The sequence below is a fragment of the Thalassoglobus polymorphus genome, from assembly GCF_007744255.1.
GTDB lineage: Bacteria > Planctomycetota > Planctomycetia > Planctomycetales > Planctomycetaceae > Thalassoglobus > Thalassoglobus polymorphus.
The window spans coordinates 4012831-4028898 of the sequence record NZ_CP036267.1; the positions used below are offsets into that span (position 1 = coordinate 4012831).

Genomic DNA, 16068 nt, shown 5'->3' on the forward strand with positions numbered 1-16068 from the left:
ACTACAGCAACTGCTTCGAAGCTGCCGGAAGTTCTCGTATGAGTCGCCGGATCAAATCATCCACGCTCACACCTTCAGCTTCTGCATTGAAAGTTGGGACAATTCGGTGACGCAAAACCGGAAAGGCAAGGATTTCTACATCGTCGCGTGTCACATGATATCTCCCTTGCAACAATGCTCTCGCCTTCGCAGCGAGGACAAGTTGCTGGCACGCCCTCGGCCCCGGTCCCCAATCGATCAATTCACGAACCCAGGGAGCAGTCGTCTCATCCTTTGGACGAGCTGACCTGACGAGATCGAGAACAAGGTTTTTAACATGTTCTGGCAAAGGAACCCGGCGGACGGTTTCCTGACAATCGATAATTTCACTGCCTGTGACGACCGCCTCAATCCTGGCAGTGACCATCGAAGTCGTGCGATCGATAATATCCCCTTCCTGCTCGCGGCTCGGATAATCAACGATGACGTTGAACAAGAATCGATCTCTTTGTGCTTCGGGAAGCGGATAGGTTCCTTCCTGCTCAATCGGATTCTGAGTCGCCAGGACAAAGAACGGCTCATCGAGTCGATACGTCTTTCCTCCGACAGTCACTTCATGTTCCTGCATCGCCTCCAATAGCGCCGCCTGTGTTTTAGGAGGCGTCCGATTGATTTCATCCGCCAACAACATTTGTGTGAAGATCGGCCCCTTCTCGAAAACGAGATCTCGATGACCAGTCTCTCGGTTCTCCTGAATGATATCGGTCCCGGTGATATCTGCTGGCATCAGGTCGGGAGTAAACTGAATTCGATTGAATCCAAGGTTCATCGTTTCTGCCAACGACCGAATCATCAACGTTTTGGCGAGTCCGGGAACGCCTTCGAGGAGACAATGCCCACGAGCCAGAATTGCAATCAGCAGCTGTTCAACAACTTCATCCTGACCGACGACGATCCGCCCCACTTGAGTGCGAACTTTCTGGCACACCTCGACCAACCGTGCAGCCCGTTCCTGGTCATCCAGCTTGTCTGATTCCTGAACCTGAGTCATTAAAAAACTTTCTTGAGAAGCCATTACGTGACCGACTGTTCAATTCAATGAACTTCAATGCGTCAAGAGTGTAAGGCAGCAGCGGACGGGAAACAAATGAGACCGTCGATCCTCAATCAGTGCCGGCGAATTCGCTCAAGAGATCGAACCGCCCTACAAAACCAGAACTCTTCCCGATATCGCATTTTGCATAGAAAATCGCTTTTACCTACGTGGCAGAACGTGTGTATCATTTTCATGTCGGCTCTAGCGAATGGCTCCGGATTTCAATACTCTTCCTGATTTTCGTGTCATCTCCAATTTTCGATGGCAAACAACCGGAGCGTCCGAAATGTCCAAGTGTTTAATTACTGGTGGAGCTGGCTTCATTGGTAGCCATCTGACCGAACTCCTGCTCAGCCAAGGGCACGAGGTCGTCATTCTGGATAACTTTTCCACCGGTCAGCAGAACAATCTTGCACATGTTCAGGACCACCCCAATCTGAAGATGGTCACAGGTTCCATCACGGACCCAATCCTGCTTTCCGAAGCCGTGCTCGGTGTCGATGTGATCTATCACCTGGCTGCAGCTGTCGGTGTCAAGATTGTGGCAGACGATCCCGTTCGGACCATCGAAACAAACATCTATCCAACAGAGCGACTACTCCGACTGGCTGCCCAGACTGGTTGTCGATTCTTCATGGCCTCCACGAGTGAGGTTTATGGAAAGAACCCCAAGGAGAAATGGAACGAAGAGGAAGATCTCCATTTCGGTCCGACTTCGAAACCACGCTGGGCGTATGGATGCTCTAAAGCAATTGATGAATTCCTCGCACTGGCTCATCACAAGAAATACGATCTACCAGTTGTGATTGGTCGCTTTTTCAATGTTGTCGGTCCGCGACAGGTTGGTAACTACGGTATGGTCATTCCCCGTTTCGTGGATCAGGCTCTCAACGGTGGCCCAGTCGTTGTTTACGATGATGGACAACAGGTCCGCTGTTTTGCCCATGTGAAAGAGATCGTCGATTGCATCGCGACTTTGACGAACTCTGATGCCGCAGTCGGAAACATTTTCAACATCGGCAGCGATCAGGCGATCTCCATCGAACAGCTCGCTCGCGAAGTCATTCAACGTATCGATCCGAGCGTGAAAATCGAGTACGTCGGATACAGCGACGCCTACGGGAAAGACTTCGAAGATGTCCGACGAAGAGTCCCGGACGTCTCTCGGCTGGAAGCCACTATCGGAAAAAAACCACAAATGACACTCGGCCAGATCTTGGACGACATCATCGAGTGGAAACGTTCTTCTTCGTAGAACCACTCGAACATTGGAATTCACTTTCAGCCTCGTGGCGAGCAGTCGATGAAGTTTCGTAAGTGAGCTTCACAGACACAACACGCATTTAAGAATGCGCTAAGCTTCGTCGAAACCGAGTCTCGGCAGAATTCTGTGTCCGACAACTTCCCGCGGATCGGCTGCGTTGCGAGTCGGCTGAATCTCGACTTCCACGACAGCCCAAATGGGTTCGAAACGTTGGCCGGAACGCCGTTCCCGAGTAGACACAATCAGTTCTCGAGCAGCTTGAACCACTCCCAAACCGGCAGAGCCAGTACAGCCAGCGGTACAGACCAGAAGGCCATTCTGCTGGAACTGTGCAACAAGAACACCGTATTCATGGCGAAGACCCTGACCTGTTCGTTGTGATTCATAGATCCTCCCATTTGCCACGAGCAAGTAAGAGTCATCCCGGACCGAACTCAGTTGCTGCCGATATTTCTGCTCCTGCTCCAGCCTCTCAATCGAAACTGAGAAACTACTTCGAAAGGCCTTCTCACTTGGCCACACAAACGCAAAGGGCAACTCCGCGAGATCGACGCCTGTTGTCATTGGCTCGAGTTCAAACATCTTAGCTAACATGAGTTCGCTCGAATGAGACGCTCGTGGACTCGAGATGCTGACGATCGATCCATAGTCTTCATCGAGAAGTCTGAACCACTCTTCCTGTTTGAAATCAAGGTCCCCTTTCTCGAACACTTCTGGACGAAACGGAACTTCCTGAATATTGATTTTCGGCTGTCTCGTGCCCGACTGACCAATGCTGTATGTAAATTCCGCCAATGCCTTCACATCCCATTCCGACATGTCGACTCGCATTTCATACTCTCGATTTCGTGACGGAATAAGAAACGTGACCGGTCCAGAATTCCCAAGAGCTTCGATCAATGTGGGCGGCTGGAAGAGTTCTTTCGCCAATGAGATTCCGTGCATCCGAAAGTAGGTGTCAAGGATTTCGAGTTCGTCGAAATAAATTGAGTTATTTTTTGCGGGATCTCCAATGCCTCTCAGCTTCTGGTGATTGATTGTTTTCTTCTTGGGGCGGTGCGAATTGGCCTCTGCAATTTTCTTTTCGAGTTCCGTGTAGCTCCCGACACGGCGAGCCTCCATATCGATCATGGTGGAGATTTTATCGTTCGCAGAAAAACTCATCTGACTGGTGCCTGACATCTCACAATCTCCTGAAATCTCACGATGCTCTGGTGAGCTTTACTCATCAGGCTGTAAACGACAATTGTTGTCCTCTTGTTACTCCGTTGACACTTCGGACTGATCCCCTTTGGAGAGGAATCGAAGCAGATGGGCCACAGAGACAGCCAAGCCTCATTTTATCAAATTTCAAAAAGTGTTATCAACATTCATCAAGCCTTTGAAATCCGTAAAAACAGCATTGCCGCATAAATAAACGGGCATTAATGTAGAAAAAGATCGCAAAGACACTCCCCTCATGTTTTTGAAATTTCAACACGGGTTGCAAAAATGAAAACGAACCAACCGCATCTGGCCATCGGTTTTTGCCATTTCAATGCAGGAGACCTGAACAAACCTGAGTCCGTTTCAAGGCTTGCCCGACTGGTGCGACGGGCTTCGAAACTGGAAAGTTTCAGCAGCTTTCGCATGGTCCTCTTCATTGAAGATGGACAATACCACCATCTCGCGAGATGGGTTGATTCCAACGAACAGGCCCTCTCACAAGAGATTCAAAATCAACTCCAGGCATCTAGGATTCAGCTTAATTCTGTTCTTGCAAAGACTGCTGCCACTGGTGTCACGCTGCTCCACGCTGCCGATCTGATCCCGTTCTTCACAGGGATGAAAGAGAAGCATCAGACACAATTCACAGGGCGGTATTACGAATTCGCTGCCGGACAAAGGGAACCCTGCGGGTATACAGGCCCGAAGCTAATTCGTGATCTTCTCGCCCTCAGCCATCCTGACACGCCAGTTTACAATCTGGACCAAGACGTCCTAGAGGATGCGAGGGATCTTGAACGAACCGCCTTTCTCGTAACACAACTCGCCAACAAGGCAAAGGCAAACTTGCACCAACCATTTGCAGTTTCTGGAGCGTATACAGATGAGCGAGTATACGACAAAGCGAGCATTCGGGTTCTGCAATACATGCTGGTTCCAGATGCTATAGCCATTCTAAAAAACGAGTCTGCCGAGAACTCAATCGTATCAGAACCTGATCTGGCTTCGGAACCAATTGATGAATATTTTGAGTACCGGAGTGCACAGAGAATTTCTAACACTCTTGATGCGATGGTCGAGAATGTCATGCCGCATGTTAAAGACCAGCTCTTGTCCGGTGCTTGCTTCATCCCGAACGCACTCTTCCTGAAGCAGCATCCTGAGGTGTCGAACCTTCGCGGATTAGCGTCGTGGTCGGACGACCATTGGCTAGAAGCAATCCGGCGTGGAACAATTTCAGACGAGGCCAAAGCAGACCTTGGAATTCGATTTGAACAGCAAAGACATCCAGATGGGGCCACCTTCCAGGACGTCCAATGGCACGCTCGACAATTTTTGCCCCGCCTCTTCTTCGGCATCGCCGGCCTCGACATGCTCAAGGATGCAAAATTGAAGGAAACGATCCAGAATGGCTTACCCAACTCACCAGAATTGAGAGATGCCATCTGGAAAGAGGGACGAAAATCTCTTATGGAATTGGTCTCCCCTGAGACGAGCCAGTATTATGCAGGAACGGTGATGGCGGCTGCCGTAGATGGCCTCCCCAATGCCGAAGAACTCGGCTTCCTGAATGAAGACCTGTATCCAACGGGGCTTCGTAATGCGATTACGGAACTCCCGGAATCTTATCCGGGCCCAGATCGAGACAAGAAAAACCTGGAGGGAGAATTTCAGAGGCTGGTCGAAGACATCGCAGTTTGGGCAACCGATATGAGAATATGGTGGAGCGATTGCTTCATCCCTGTTGCTGAATCGTTTCAATTACCTGGCGACTCCGATTGTGTATGATTCGCAAAGACCGGAGTGAGATGACATTTCATCAAATGATGAACAGTACGACAAAGATCACATTGAACTTGTGGAGAAGAAAATGAGTCAACTTGCACTGTTACAAAAAGTCGACCTCGAGCAGTTCCGAGTCATTGATTGCCCGGTCACCATTATCGATCTGTGGAATGCAGTCAGTCTCGCATTGGCTGGACGGGCGGATGGGAAAGTCACTGGTGCCGCTTCGCTCAACCTGAAATCCCAACCGGAAGTCCTCACAAACGAGTTCTGTGAGCAACTCGCCGAAGACCTTCAGAATCATGTCAGCATTCACCTGGGTGAGAGCGAATACACGATCACCTTTGAATGCGGGAACCAGCACACTCCCGGTCTGGGTGGTCGCTCGGAACGCATCGTTCGGCTAATGCGAGACGATGCTGTCGTCCTTGCCAGTCGACAGCAACTTGACTACAGCACACTCTCAGATGATTCTGAAGACACAACAACCCAGCGGAATGATGAACTCATCCTGATTGACGACGCCGATAAGCTCGCCGAAATGACATTCGCTCTTCTGGCTCGCTCTTGAATGATTTCACAATGGTCGAACTCGAACAAAAAGCTGCTCCAGGAACCGTAGCTCCTATTGAGTCACTACGACTCTGCCAGCCTTGGTGACTCGTCTTCATCATGGCTTGGGCGGGCCTTCCGGAAAGTATCGCAACATCCAATTCTGTTCGGCCTGTTGCCAATCTTTCCAATCGAGCAGCTCATAGAGATCCCGGCGTTTCTTGTGATACAAGTACACTGGTTGTCCCGACCCTGAGTGCTTATTCAGTAGCTGAATCGCTTGACCGTAGTTTCCTTCTCGACGGTCGCGGCGAGAGTGCAACAGGAAGTATTCCTTCGATGTCGTGTCGACCCAAGACGACAACTCTCGAAAGTTCTTCTCGAATGCTCGATCCAGTTTTTCCTGATCTTTAATCGGGTGCTTCGCAAGCACATCGGGAAGTTCGTGATAAGCCAAAGCCCGCTCCTTACGATACAAAGCATCAATCAGATCTCGCTTCGCAGCTTCCATCTCCTGGTGAAGTCTCTTCTCTTCTGCCGTTTTCGGTGAATGCTTCCGACCAAAGTAGCGAGCCAGTTTGTTGGTCTTCACCGAGTCAATCACTTCATCAGCAAGCTCGACAACAACATCGAGTCGCTCCTTGCGGTCGAGTGAATCAGCAAGGTGAAGGCGGGCGACAAGCAGTTGCCGATCAGCTTTCCCAAGCTCCTTGAGTCGATCAGAAATCTCTTCGATTTGTGGCTGATGCTTCGACCAATCGAGTCTCCGCAAGGTCTCAAGCAGAAATTTCTGCTCTGCATTTACGAGGTTGGTGACAGGTGCTGCCTTCGTCTCAGCTTTAGTCTTGGTGGTGACGGAACTGATGACATGGCGAACAGGAATAGGATTCGGATCATCATCAGAAAGGCTGACATTTCCAACCAGCACATCACCATTGCTGGCCCCTTTCGGAAGAGACTGCGACAATGGGAGAGTGACCCAGAACCGAACCTGTTCTCCAACAGTCAGTTCGGTACTGCTTCGAGGTTTAGTATTCTGAATTGCATCAAGACGAGATTCAAAGAACCTCAGCCCGACACGTCCAACCGGCTGCTCAATCACAAGCGGAATCTGCTCGTATTTCTTAAGTGCTTTGCGGTCCAGATGTCGCAGTTCGACACGAACCAGATACTCACCACTTTCCGCCGAAAAGTCCGCCGGAAACATGTCATCGGTATGCACTGGTCGCTGATTTTTGTCTAAGACCTGAATAAAATGTGCATCAACAGGCGAGCTGTATAACAGCGGAGTCAGTAGCGGAATCGAAAGTTGAATCTTCGTTTTCGAAGCCAATTCGAATTTGTAATCCAACACCATCTTCCAGGTTCTCTGGTCATCCCAAAGTCCGTCGCGCTCGTCGCTGAGCAATTCGATTTCAGATTTCACCGGGGTAAGTTGCCGTTGCCAACGAGTCAGCGAACCGGACAATTTGGCTCTTTCGAACTGGAGCCTCGCTGTCAGATCCAAAGGGAGTGCATCCCCACGGCTTGGCAGGGTGATCATATCAAGAGAAGGTTCAATTCCCCCAAAGGAAACTTCCAGCTCAAGATCGGACTCTCCCAGGCTTGACCAGTATTGAGCAAGACAAACTTCCAATGTTCGCTCAGACAGGACAGGAATTCTTTTCACGAAGACTTCTCCCGGTGAAAGCGAAGTGGTTGATTTGGTTTCGTGGGTTTCGAACGATTGACCGGGGACAAGTTGCAGGTTGTGAAGGTAGAAGTAACCTGAGCCGTTTCCGGATTTCCTCGTCAACTTTAGCTCTACGTAACGGCTTCCAATCGGAGGTGTGAGAAATGTGCGAACTAATGTTCCAGCTTTGGATTTTATTTTCTTCTTGAACTGATTCGAGGAGAGCTTCTCAGGCTTTGTTACGACGATGGGAACCCGAAAAAGTGGCCCACGCTCAGGATGTTCAGCATGAACTCCAACCACTTCTGCAGTGTGCAATCCCGGCTTAAGGCCTGTTGCATCTACGATCACTCCAAAGCTGGCCCCCCCATTGGTCAGCAGTAATTGACTACCGACGCTGACCCAATCTGCTTCAACACTTAATGTGATCGGAATCTCAAACTCAAGGATATTGTCGTTCAACTCGCTGTCGTGAAAACGAGGTTTCACCTGGACTGCTGCCCCGACCGATTGCTTCATCTCGAACTCTTCGCGAATGTAAATCCCACGCGCATTGCTTCGGGATGAAATTTCGACATCAATCTCAATCGCCTCGGCAGCGGAGGCTTGCCCAAGTTGATGGGCATATGCTTTGTCAATTTGAACCAAACCGGGACCTTGCGCGAGCTTGTCGACAGTTTCAACCTTCGCAGCTGTTGCCTGTAAACTTCGCTGAATGGAGAACGGCGTGTATTCCCTGCCTTCCTGTTTCAAGCCGGAAAGCATGAGCGCGATGTTTCCGCAGGCATTCGGGGACGCCATCGATGTTCCGTTCATGCGCTGGCTTGGCTGCAATGTGTAAGCTGGTACCGGAGCAATGGCACCACCGGGAGCAAACAAGTCAACTCCCCAGTCTCCATCCGCTGTCGGGCCTCGCGATGTCCAGGTATACGGCAACCCCGGGACCGCTTCGTGTAGCGAATACTCCTGCTTCGCCATCTCAGGAGAAACATAAGCTCCCACACCAATCACGGCTGATGACGTCCCTCCCGGTGATCCAACAGTCGTCAGGGCAGGTCCGCTGTTCCCAGCACTCGAGACAAAGATCACGCCTTTGTCTCGAACAATTTTGTTGAACTCCTCAATCAATCGGCCTTGATTCGGTACGGCAGCCTGTTCTCCGAAGCTCATGTTGATCAAATCACATTTCATCTCAGCGACACGTTTCAATCCGCGAATCAGAGCTGTCCCGGTTTCCATTCCTCCTAGACGCGAATCGCCAATACTCACCGAAATGAACTGCACACCAGGTGCGAGTCCATTGCGTTGAGGGTTCTCGGGATAGTTTGCTCCAACAATTCCTGCGACGTGTGTTCCGTGGCTTCCGGTCGTCGTCACGATCGAGAGGACTTTTCCATTCTCGTAAAGGTTCACAGAAAAGTTGAGTTTTGAGGCCTCTCCAAAGTTTGCGAACTTCTGATTGACTTTGTAGTCAGTGAGCAATTCTTCATCTGCGAGATCCCCATCTTCATCGGTATCGACCACAGCTTGCCAATTTTTCCCATCGTGAAACGTCACACAATCAAAAATTGGCCCGGGATCTTCGAAGTCTTTTTGAGCAGAGCGAAGTACGTCAATTCGAGCCTGAATTTCTTTTTTAGTGATTGAAGGATTCTTCTCGTCGAGTTGAGAGAGGAGATCTGCTTCGCGTTTACGTTGAGCTTGGTTCCATTTTTTGAGCCGCTCTTTTTTCAGCCGCGAAACCAGCGGGGCGGGAAAGAGATCGAATCCTGCTTTCAATCCAAGTCGGTATTTTCCCGAAGGATTCTTCCACTTTTCATTAAGCGAGAGAGTCCTTCCAGTCTGCCCGGTCAGCTTCCCATCTTCGGCCTCGACTTCGTCAGACATGGCCACGTCACCACTCCCGGTGGCATCGATGATGTCAATCACCTTTGGCTTTCCGTCCGAAGTGACTCGAAGGCCAGCTGCTCCGGGGTCAACTCCCGTATCAAAAATTGCAACAATCACTCCGCGACCGTCGAACTTCGGATTCGCCTTCAGGAAGCGAACCGCTCCGGTCTCCGTTTTCGGAAGCAATGCCTCTGACTGATAGCTCAGCTCGGAAGACTTTTTCAACTCTTTTTTCTTCGCGATCTGTTTGGTTTCATCAGCAAGACCAGACGGGTGGTGATGGCTGAGAAAGAGAATCGCAGCGAGAACAGTCAGGATTGCAAAACGTGCCATGATGGCGGTCCAGTCTCTGGGTTCGTTATGTTTGATCTATCGAAACACCTGGCGTTCACTAAGGAGAATGACGCCACTTTGACACTATCTTACTGGTCGGCGTTGTCGTAATAACATCGCAAACTAACAAGCATCGTCGTGACTTCGATCACTTGAAGGGCCGAATCTTCGAGTTGAAAGGAATAATCGTCATGGATATGACAACCGAATCTGTCACGTTAAACGCTTTTCACAGCTCTTCACAAGCTTCCATAGATATTTCAAAACAGGAATCCGGCGACTCTTCAATAAACTCACCCTGAATTTTTGAGTCCTGAATTGTACTTGTCACCCACGTTTGGTATCCGTTGCTGTATGACACTTTCCGACTATCCAATTCTCGCTGTCTCCCTCGCATTGACCGAACGTAGCTTTGCGATCTGGGCAAGTTTGCATGCCGTCCTGAAAAAACAGGAAACACGGGCCGTGATCGGCTGGGTCGGGTTAATTTGGCTTTCCCCGCTCGTCGGTTCCATTCTCTATTATCTGTTTGGCATCAATCGCATCGAGCGACGGGGGGAGAAGATCCTCAACAAGATCAAGGAATCCGCCTGCGATCAGGCGAGGAAATCCTGCCAGGCTGCAGACCTCAACCTGACTCCGTTTCGGTTCAACCAACAGCTCGCAAATATTGGCAAATCCATCACTGGTTTTGACCTCCTTCCCGGAAACAAAATTACACCTCTCAACAAGGGAGCCTGCGCCTACGCTGCAATGCTGGACGCGATCCGGAACGCCTCAAGCACCATTGGGCTCTGTTCCTATATTTTCGACTACGATAAAGCAGGCCGGCAGTTCATCGATGCCTTGGTCGAAGCACAAGAACGTGGAGTGGAAGTCCGCGTCCTTGTGGACCACGTTGGCTCTCGATATTCCAAACCGACTTCAGTCAAAATCATGCAAGAACGTGGATTAAAGGTTACCACTTTTCTTCCCACAAACGTTCCAGTTCTGGCAGCTTACGCGAACTTGAGAAACCACCGAAAAATCCTGGTTGTTGACGGGATGGTCGGCTTTACCGGCGGAATGAACATTCGTGAAGGTTGCCTGGAAGAACCTGGCAGCACTTATCCGGTGCAGGACATTCACTTCCAGTTCGATGGACCAGTCGTCGACCACCTTCAAGATGCATTCTTGGCAGATTGGGAATTCGCAGCGAACGAAGAATTATCATCAGAAAAATGGTTTCAGATGACCCCAGCCCTCGGCGAAACTTGGGCCCGAGGAATTCCCGATGGACCAGATGCCGACATCGACAACATTAAGCTTGTCATGCTCGGGGCAATTTCCTCAGCGCGTCGCTCAGTCGACATCGTCACTCCTTATTTCATCCCGGAAGAAGAGCTTGTGAGCGCTCTGAACATCGCCGCCATGCGGGGAGTCGACGTTCGCATCCTCGTTCCCTCAGCGGTAAACATTCGAGCGGTTCAGTGGGCATCCATGGACCCGATCGGTCGTATCCTGCAAAGAGGTTGCAAGGTCTTCCAATCTCCACCTCCATTTGATCACACAAAAGTCATGCTGGTGGATGGTGAATGGTCGCTTGTCGGCTCTAGCAACTGGGACCCTCGAAGTTTGCGTCTGAACTTTGAGTTCAACGTCGAATGTTATGGCAAAGAACTCAACTCGCAGCTTTCAGAATTGATTGAAGAGAAAATTGCCCTTTCAAGAGAAATGACAACAGAAGACTTAGCGGCTCGTTCCTCAATGGCGAAGCTGAGAGATGGAATCGCACGTCTGGCGACTCCTTATCTATGAGTGATTGGAATAGCTCCAGATTTTGCGAATCTGTGAGATTACTGAATTCGACATTGTGAGGCTCAGCAGCAATTTGACGTACTTCATGTCAGAACAATAGACTCAAGCTGTCTGGATGATTCAGATATGCTGATCTTAAATCTCTGACCGAAGATGATCTCGATGCTGGCGATTGATTTTCAACATGTCACCAAACGGTTTCCGGGAGTGGTTGCGCTGAACGACGTTTCGTTTAACGTCCGCAAAGGGGAATTCCATTCGATCTGCGGTGAGAACGGAGCTGGAAAAAGTACGTTAATGAAAATCCTTTCAGGAGTCTTGACCGACTATGAAGGGGATTTTTTCGTCAACGGAACAAAGACCGGGTTCACCGGCACACGCGATGCCGAATCCGTTGGAATCAGCATCATTCATCAAGAGCTAAATCTCGTTGAAGAACTCTCTGTCGCAGCCAACATTTTCCTGGGCCGTGAACTCCGTCACTCGTTCTTTCTGAACGAGGCGGCAATGTTTGCGGAATCCCAAACGCTGTTTGATCAACTGGAATGTGAAATTCACCCGCGACAAAACGTCAGTGAACTTCGCGTGGGGGACCAACAGCTCGTTGAAATTGCAAAGGCGCTCTCTCTGAAGTCGGACATCCTCATTATGGATGAACCGACTAGCGCACTCACCGAAACAGAAGTTGAACGGTTATTTCGTGTCATCGAGATGCTCCGGAATGAAGGAGTGACGATACTTTACATCTCGCACAAAATGGAGGAAGTCTTTCGACTGTCGGACCGAATTACAATCCTGCGAGACGGACAGCATGTCAAAACTCTCAATCGCGAAGAGACCACACCGCAAGAGGTGACTCACTTAATGGTCGGGCGAGAAATTGAATTAATCCGCCTCGGTAAAGGCCGCCAAGCGACAGAGCCTGTCCTCGAAGTCTCGAACCTGTCACTTCTCTGGCCCGGACATGCTCGTGGGTGGAAACTGAAAGATGTTTCATTCACGCTGCGAAAAGGTGAAGTTGTCGGCATTGCCGGACTGATGGGAGCTGGCCGTACCGAGTTACTCGAATGCATCTTTGGAGCGAGTGAAGACCTCCCGGAAGGTCGCATTCTTCTCAATGGAGAAGTTGTCAACTTTCGGCACCCTTCGGAAGCCAAAGAAGCGGGCATCGCGATGGTGACCGAAGACCGAAAACGCCTTGGACTCTTTCAGCAAATGTCTGTGCGAGAGAACATCACAATCTGCACACTACCCGATTCAGTCTCGACAGGCATCGTTCACTCTCGAACGGAAGCCGCAGCAGCAAAAAAGTCGATCGACGAACTCGGTGTCAAAACAGCCACAGCGGAGACAGCCATCACAAGCCTCTCCGGAGGAAATCAGCAAAAATGTATCATCGCTCGCTGGCTGCGAACTCAACCAGAGGTCTTACTTCTTGACGACCCGACCCGCGGCGTGGACGTCGGTGCAAAAGCGGAGTTGTATCAAGTGATCGACAACCTCTGCAAAGACGGTCTCGCCATCATTGTAACTTCCAGCGAACTCCCTGAACTCATCACTCTTTGTGACCGCATTCTCGTCCTCTGCGAAGGACACCTCACTGGCGAACTTGCAAAAAAAGACTTTAGTGAAGAACGCATCATGGAACTGGCAACGAAGCTGGCTGACTGATTTTCTCATTTGCCAATTCGCTCTGGAACCCAAAAGATTCAAAGAGATTCACTTCTTCAGATTGACAAGAAACAGGGTGGCAACGACAGTCTGACTTGCACAAAATCACTGAGCCTCCGAATCGAAAGCCTCTACAGAAAATCCCCCATAATTCCAGAGACCAATTCGGACCTCCCGGTTCATCAGGTTCATCAGGTTCATCAGGTTCATCAGGTTTCGGACCGCTTGGTGAGCACTCAAGAACTGCAATATGACATTCGTTGAAATCAGGACGTTGAAATGAAATTCAGAAAGCAATGTTGGCTGTGGAGCGGCTCGATACTCTTCGTACTAGTCTGCTCTCTCTCTTTTGCAGAGGAGCGATCATGGCCGCAATGGATGGGGCCAAAGCATGACGGAATTTCAACCGAATCGGACTGGAGCACAGACTGGCCGACTTCAGGCCTCCCTGTCGCCTGGAAACGAGAGATCGGAATCGGATTCAGTTCCATCTCGATCGATGACGGCCGGTTATTCACGATGGGGCACGTGGATGGAGAAGAGTACGTCTATTGCATGAATGAGCAGAACGGTGAGGTCCTGTGGTCTCACAAGTATCCATGCCAACTTGTTGATAACCTGCACGAAGGAGGGCCGGGATCGACTCCAACAATTCATGAAGGACTTGTCTACACGGTCGGGCGCGAAGGTCAGCTATTTTGTTTTGAAGCTGAGACCGGAAAGATCGTCTGGCAAAAAGACCTCCAGAAGGATCTGAATGTGATTCTGCCCGAATGGGGATTCACAAGTTCGGCATACGTTTACAAGGATCAAATTCTCCTCGAAGCGGGGCGGGTTGTTTCGTACAACAAGTTGACCGGTGAAAAGAAATGGGAGTCGGGTCAGCACACCGCAGGTTACGGCTCAGCCGCGGTCATGAAGGAAGGCGAGCAATCGTACATCGTGACTCTGGACTGTGATGCACTGCGAGTCTACGCCGCTGACACCGGCCAGGAAATTGCCCAGACTCCCTGGGAATCTCCATTCCGGACCAATTCGACAACTCCCATCGTCGAAGGAAATTTGATTTACATCTCTGCGGGATACAATGTCGGTTGCGCACTGTATCGCTGGACAGGAAGCGATCTTGAGCAGGTCTACAAGAACCGTGGAATGCGGAACCACTTCAACAACAGCATTTTATTCAACGGCAACCTGTACGGATTCGATGGCAACTCAAACTTGGGTCGTGTCGTACAGTTGACTTGCATGAAAATGAAAACAGGCGAGATCGCCTGGAAGCAGCGTGGCATGGGCTGCGGGTCGCTGATGATTGTCGACGGGAAGCTGTTGGCTTTATCCGAGGATGGAGAGCTGATTCTCGCCAAAGCGACTCCTGAAAGCTTTCAGGAGATTGCACGAGTTCCATTCCTGAGTGGACGGTGCTGGACCGTCCCCATCTTTCTCAACGGCCGGATCTATGGTCGAAATGCTACCGGAACATTGGTCGCAGTGGATGTCCCGAAGGGGAAGAATCGTAAAACGCGATAGCATTTATCAACTTTGCGATCCGTAAATTCACCGGAAAAACGTGTTCTTCTGGGGCACACGATAGAACAATCTGCTCTATCGTGACCCCGAATTCTGATTTCATCACTCGATAGAGTTCATCACCAACCGTTCATCTGCCTGACAAAAACTCATGTGTTGAATCAGCGTGATTTTGAGACTACACGCTGGTATCAACTCTCAGAGCTGCTCTTCGGTTTTGAATCGGATTTGCTTTCTGTTTTGGCGGGCTCAGCTTTCTTCTTATCCGCTGCCGCATCTTTTTTGTAAGCGGCGGAGCGATAGTCCGTTTCATAGAAACCGGAACCTTTGAAGATAATGCCAGCCCCAGGACCGATCATACGTTCTGCTTTACGCTTTCCGCACTCAGGACATTTTTTTGTCGGCTTAGCTTTGATGGACTGGAATTCTTCCCAAGTATGTTCGCAATCTTTGCATCGATAGTCGTAAGTAGGCATAGATGTAACTTCTGTTAAAACGAGATGTTGGAATTGCTGCTCACGCTAGAGCAGTTTGCTCTACCAAGTGCCCGTGAAGAACGCATTTCTCTAGTAAAAATACTGTTCGCCACGAGGCAGAACCTGCAAACCAATTCGATAGGTGCGCTATAACAAAGCGGTTCAGGCATCATTCAGATGAGAACCAGTCCGGACGCTATTGGAATGGTCAATTTTTTCATCAGTGCTTGAGAGTGAGTTCAGGCTTCGGCTCAGTTCTCGTCAGTTGATTCGGTCGAGACGATCACTTTACTTGGGCGAATCACTCGATCGTGAATCTTCACTCCCCGCTCAAGAACCTCAACAACTGTCATTGGCGGAACCTCCGCTGTCGGACGTTGCTGAAGCGCTTCATGCAAATTCGGATCAAATGGCTGACCTTGAGCATCAATAAATTCTGCGCCATTCTTGACGAGAATATCTTCGAACTGCTTAAGGACCATTTCGACACCTTGCAATACGCTAGCTGCCGATTCGTCACTGGAGACGACTTCGATGGCTCGCTCCAAGTTGTCGATCGCTGGAAGCAAATCACTGATTAAACCGAAGTTGGAATACTTTCGGTCATCTTCGCGTTCACGATTCACTCGTTTCCGGAAGTTATCCATCTCTGCAACTGTGCGCAAAAACTGATCACGAAACTGATCACGTTCCTGCTCGAGTGCTACAAGCGGATCGACAGACTCTTCGGATTCAACATCCGCAGTGTCCTCAACCTGATCCAACTCTTCTGGTGGGAGATCATTCTCAGGGGTTTCGGTCGACATCTCTTTCTTGC

The 16068-nt window shown here is 50.0% G+C and carries 11 protein-coding genes; 6 read left to right on the forward strand and 5 right to left on the reverse strand.

Features of this window, described 5'->3' with window-relative positions:
- Nucleotide 1: 1 nt before the first annotated feature.
- Entirely contained in the window at nt 2–1054 is a 1053-nt protein-coding gene (locus tag Mal48_RS14335; RefSeq protein WP_231739587.1) for an AAA family ATPase, read from the reverse strand.
- 307 nt (nt 1055–1361) lie between these two features.
- On the opposite strand from Mal48_RS14335, the gene Mal48_RS14340 reads away from it, so the two are divergent.
- Complete coding sequence (locus Mal48_RS14340; protein ID WP_145200766.1) at nt 1362–2330, forward strand: NAD-dependent epimerase/dehydratase family protein; 969 nt, start codon at nt 1362–1364, stop codon at nt 2328–2330.
- Nucleotides 2331–2429: 99 nt separating this feature from the next.
- Here Mal48_RS14340 and Mal48_RS14345 read toward each other — a convergent pair whose 3' ends face one another.
- Entirely contained in the window at nt 2430–3521 is a 1092-nt protein-coding gene (locus tag Mal48_RS14345; protein WP_145200769.1) for a hypothetical protein, read from the reverse strand.
- Nucleotides 3522–3830: 309 nt separating this feature from the next.
- Between Mal48_RS14345 and Mal48_RS14350 the strand changes: the two genes are divergently transcribed.
- On the forward strand, nt 3831–5333 hold the full coding sequence (locus Mal48_RS14350) for a hypothetical protein (RefSeq protein WP_145200772.1): 1503 nt from the start codon (nt 3831–3833) through the stop codon (nt 5331–5333).
- Nucleotides 5334–5415: 82 nt separating this feature from the next.
- Nucleotides 5416–5901 (forward strand): hypothetical protein, encoded by a 486-nt coding sequence (locus Mal48_RS14355; RefSeq protein ID WP_145200775.1) that lies wholly within the window; start codon nt 5416–5418, stop codon nt 5899–5901.
- Nucleotides 5902–6000: 99 nt separating this feature from the next.
- Here the strand turns inward: Mal48_RS14355 and Mal48_RS14360 are convergent, their stop codons facing one another.
- Nucleotides 6001–9777: a S8 family serine peptidase gene (locus Mal48_RS14360; RefSeq protein WP_145200778.1), complete on the reverse strand. Its 3777-nt coding sequence runs from the start codon at nt 9775–9777 to the stop codon at nt 6001–6003.
- A 354-nt stretch (nt 9778–10131) separates the two neighbouring features.
- Here Mal48_RS14360 and cls point away from each other — a divergent pair, with 354 nt between their 5' ends.
- The 3 genes from cls to Mal48_RS14375 all read left to right on the forward strand — a co-directional run bounded on the left by cls (nt 10132) and on the right by Mal48_RS14375 (nt 14775).
- Complete coding sequence (gene cls, locus Mal48_RS14365; RefSeq protein ID WP_145200781.1) at nt 10132–11574, forward strand: cardiolipin synthase; 1443 nt, start codon at nt 10132–10134, stop codon at nt 11572–11574.
- Between the two features lie 153 nt (nt 11575–11727).
- A complete protein-coding gene (locus Mal48_RS14370; protein WP_145200784.1) occupies nt 11728–13245 on the forward strand; it encodes a sugar ABC transporter ATP-binding protein in 1518 nt (505 codons plus the stop codon).
- Between the two features lie 279 nt (nt 13246–13524).
- The gene (locus Mal48_RS14375; protein WP_231739590.1) at nt 13525–14775 is read left to right on the forward strand and encodes a PQQ-binding-like beta-propeller repeat protein; all 1251 of its coding nucleotides are present in this window, start codon (nt 13525–13527) and stop codon (nt 14773–14775) included.
- Nucleotides 14776–14966: 191 nt separating this feature from the next.
- On the opposite strand, the gene Mal48_RS14380 is transcribed toward Mal48_RS14375, so the two are convergent.
- A complete protein-coding gene (locus tag Mal48_RS14380; RefSeq protein WP_145200787.1) occupies nt 14967–15251 on the reverse strand; it encodes an FmdB family zinc ribbon protein in 285 nt (94 codons plus the stop codon).
- 251 nt (nt 15252–15502) lie between these two features.
- The gene (gene grpE / locus Mal48_RS14385; protein ID WP_145200790.1) at nt 15503–16057 is read right to left on the reverse strand and encodes a nucleotide exchange factor GrpE; all 555 of its coding nucleotides are present in this window, start codon (nt 16055–16057) and stop codon (nt 15503–15505) included.
- Between the last annotated feature and the right edge of the window lie 11 nt (nt 16058–16068).

Coding starts and splice junctions, on each gene's coding strand:
- Mal48_RS14360 (WP_145200778.1), bottom strand. CDS start 9,777: ATGGCACGTTTTGCAATCCTGACTGTTCTCGCTGCGATTCTCTTTCTC.
- Mal48_RS14380 (WP_145200787.1), bottom strand. CDS start 15,251: ATGCCTACTTACGACTATCGATGCAAAGATTGCGAACATACTTGGGAA.
- Mal48_RS14375 (WP_231739590.1), top strand. CDS start 13,525: ATGAAATTCAGAAAGCAATGTTGGCTGTGGAGCGGCTCGATACTCTTC.
- Mal48_RS14340 (WP_145200766.1), top strand. CDS start 1,362: ATGTCCAAGTGTTTAATTACTGGTGGAGCTGGCTTCATTGGTAGCCAT.
- grpE (WP_145200790.1), bottom strand. CDS start 16,057: ATGTCGACCGAAACCCCTGAGAATGATCTCCCACCAGAAGAGTTGGAT.
- Mal48_RS14355 (WP_145200775.1), top strand. CDS start 5,416: ATGAGTCAACTTGCACTGTTACAAAAAGTCGACCTCGAGCAGTTCCGA.
- Mal48_RS14370 (WP_145200784.1), top strand. CDS start 11,728: ATGATCTCGATGCTGGCGATTGATTTTCAACATGTCACCAAACGGTTT.
- Mal48_RS14345 (WP_145200769.1), bottom strand. CDS start 3,521: ATGTCAGGCACCAGTCAGATGAGTTTTTCTGCGAACGATAAAATCTCC.
- Mal48_RS14335 (WP_231739587.1), bottom strand. CDS start 1,054: ATGGCTTCTCAAGAAAGTTTTTTAATGACTCAGGTTCAGGAATCAGAC.
- cls (WP_145200781.1), top strand. CDS start 10,132: ATGACACTTTCCGACTATCCAATTCTCGCTGTCTCCCTCGCATTGACC.
- Mal48_RS14350 (WP_145200772.1), top strand. CDS start 3,831: ATGAAAACGAACCAACCGCATCTGGCCATCGGTTTTTGCCATTTCAAT.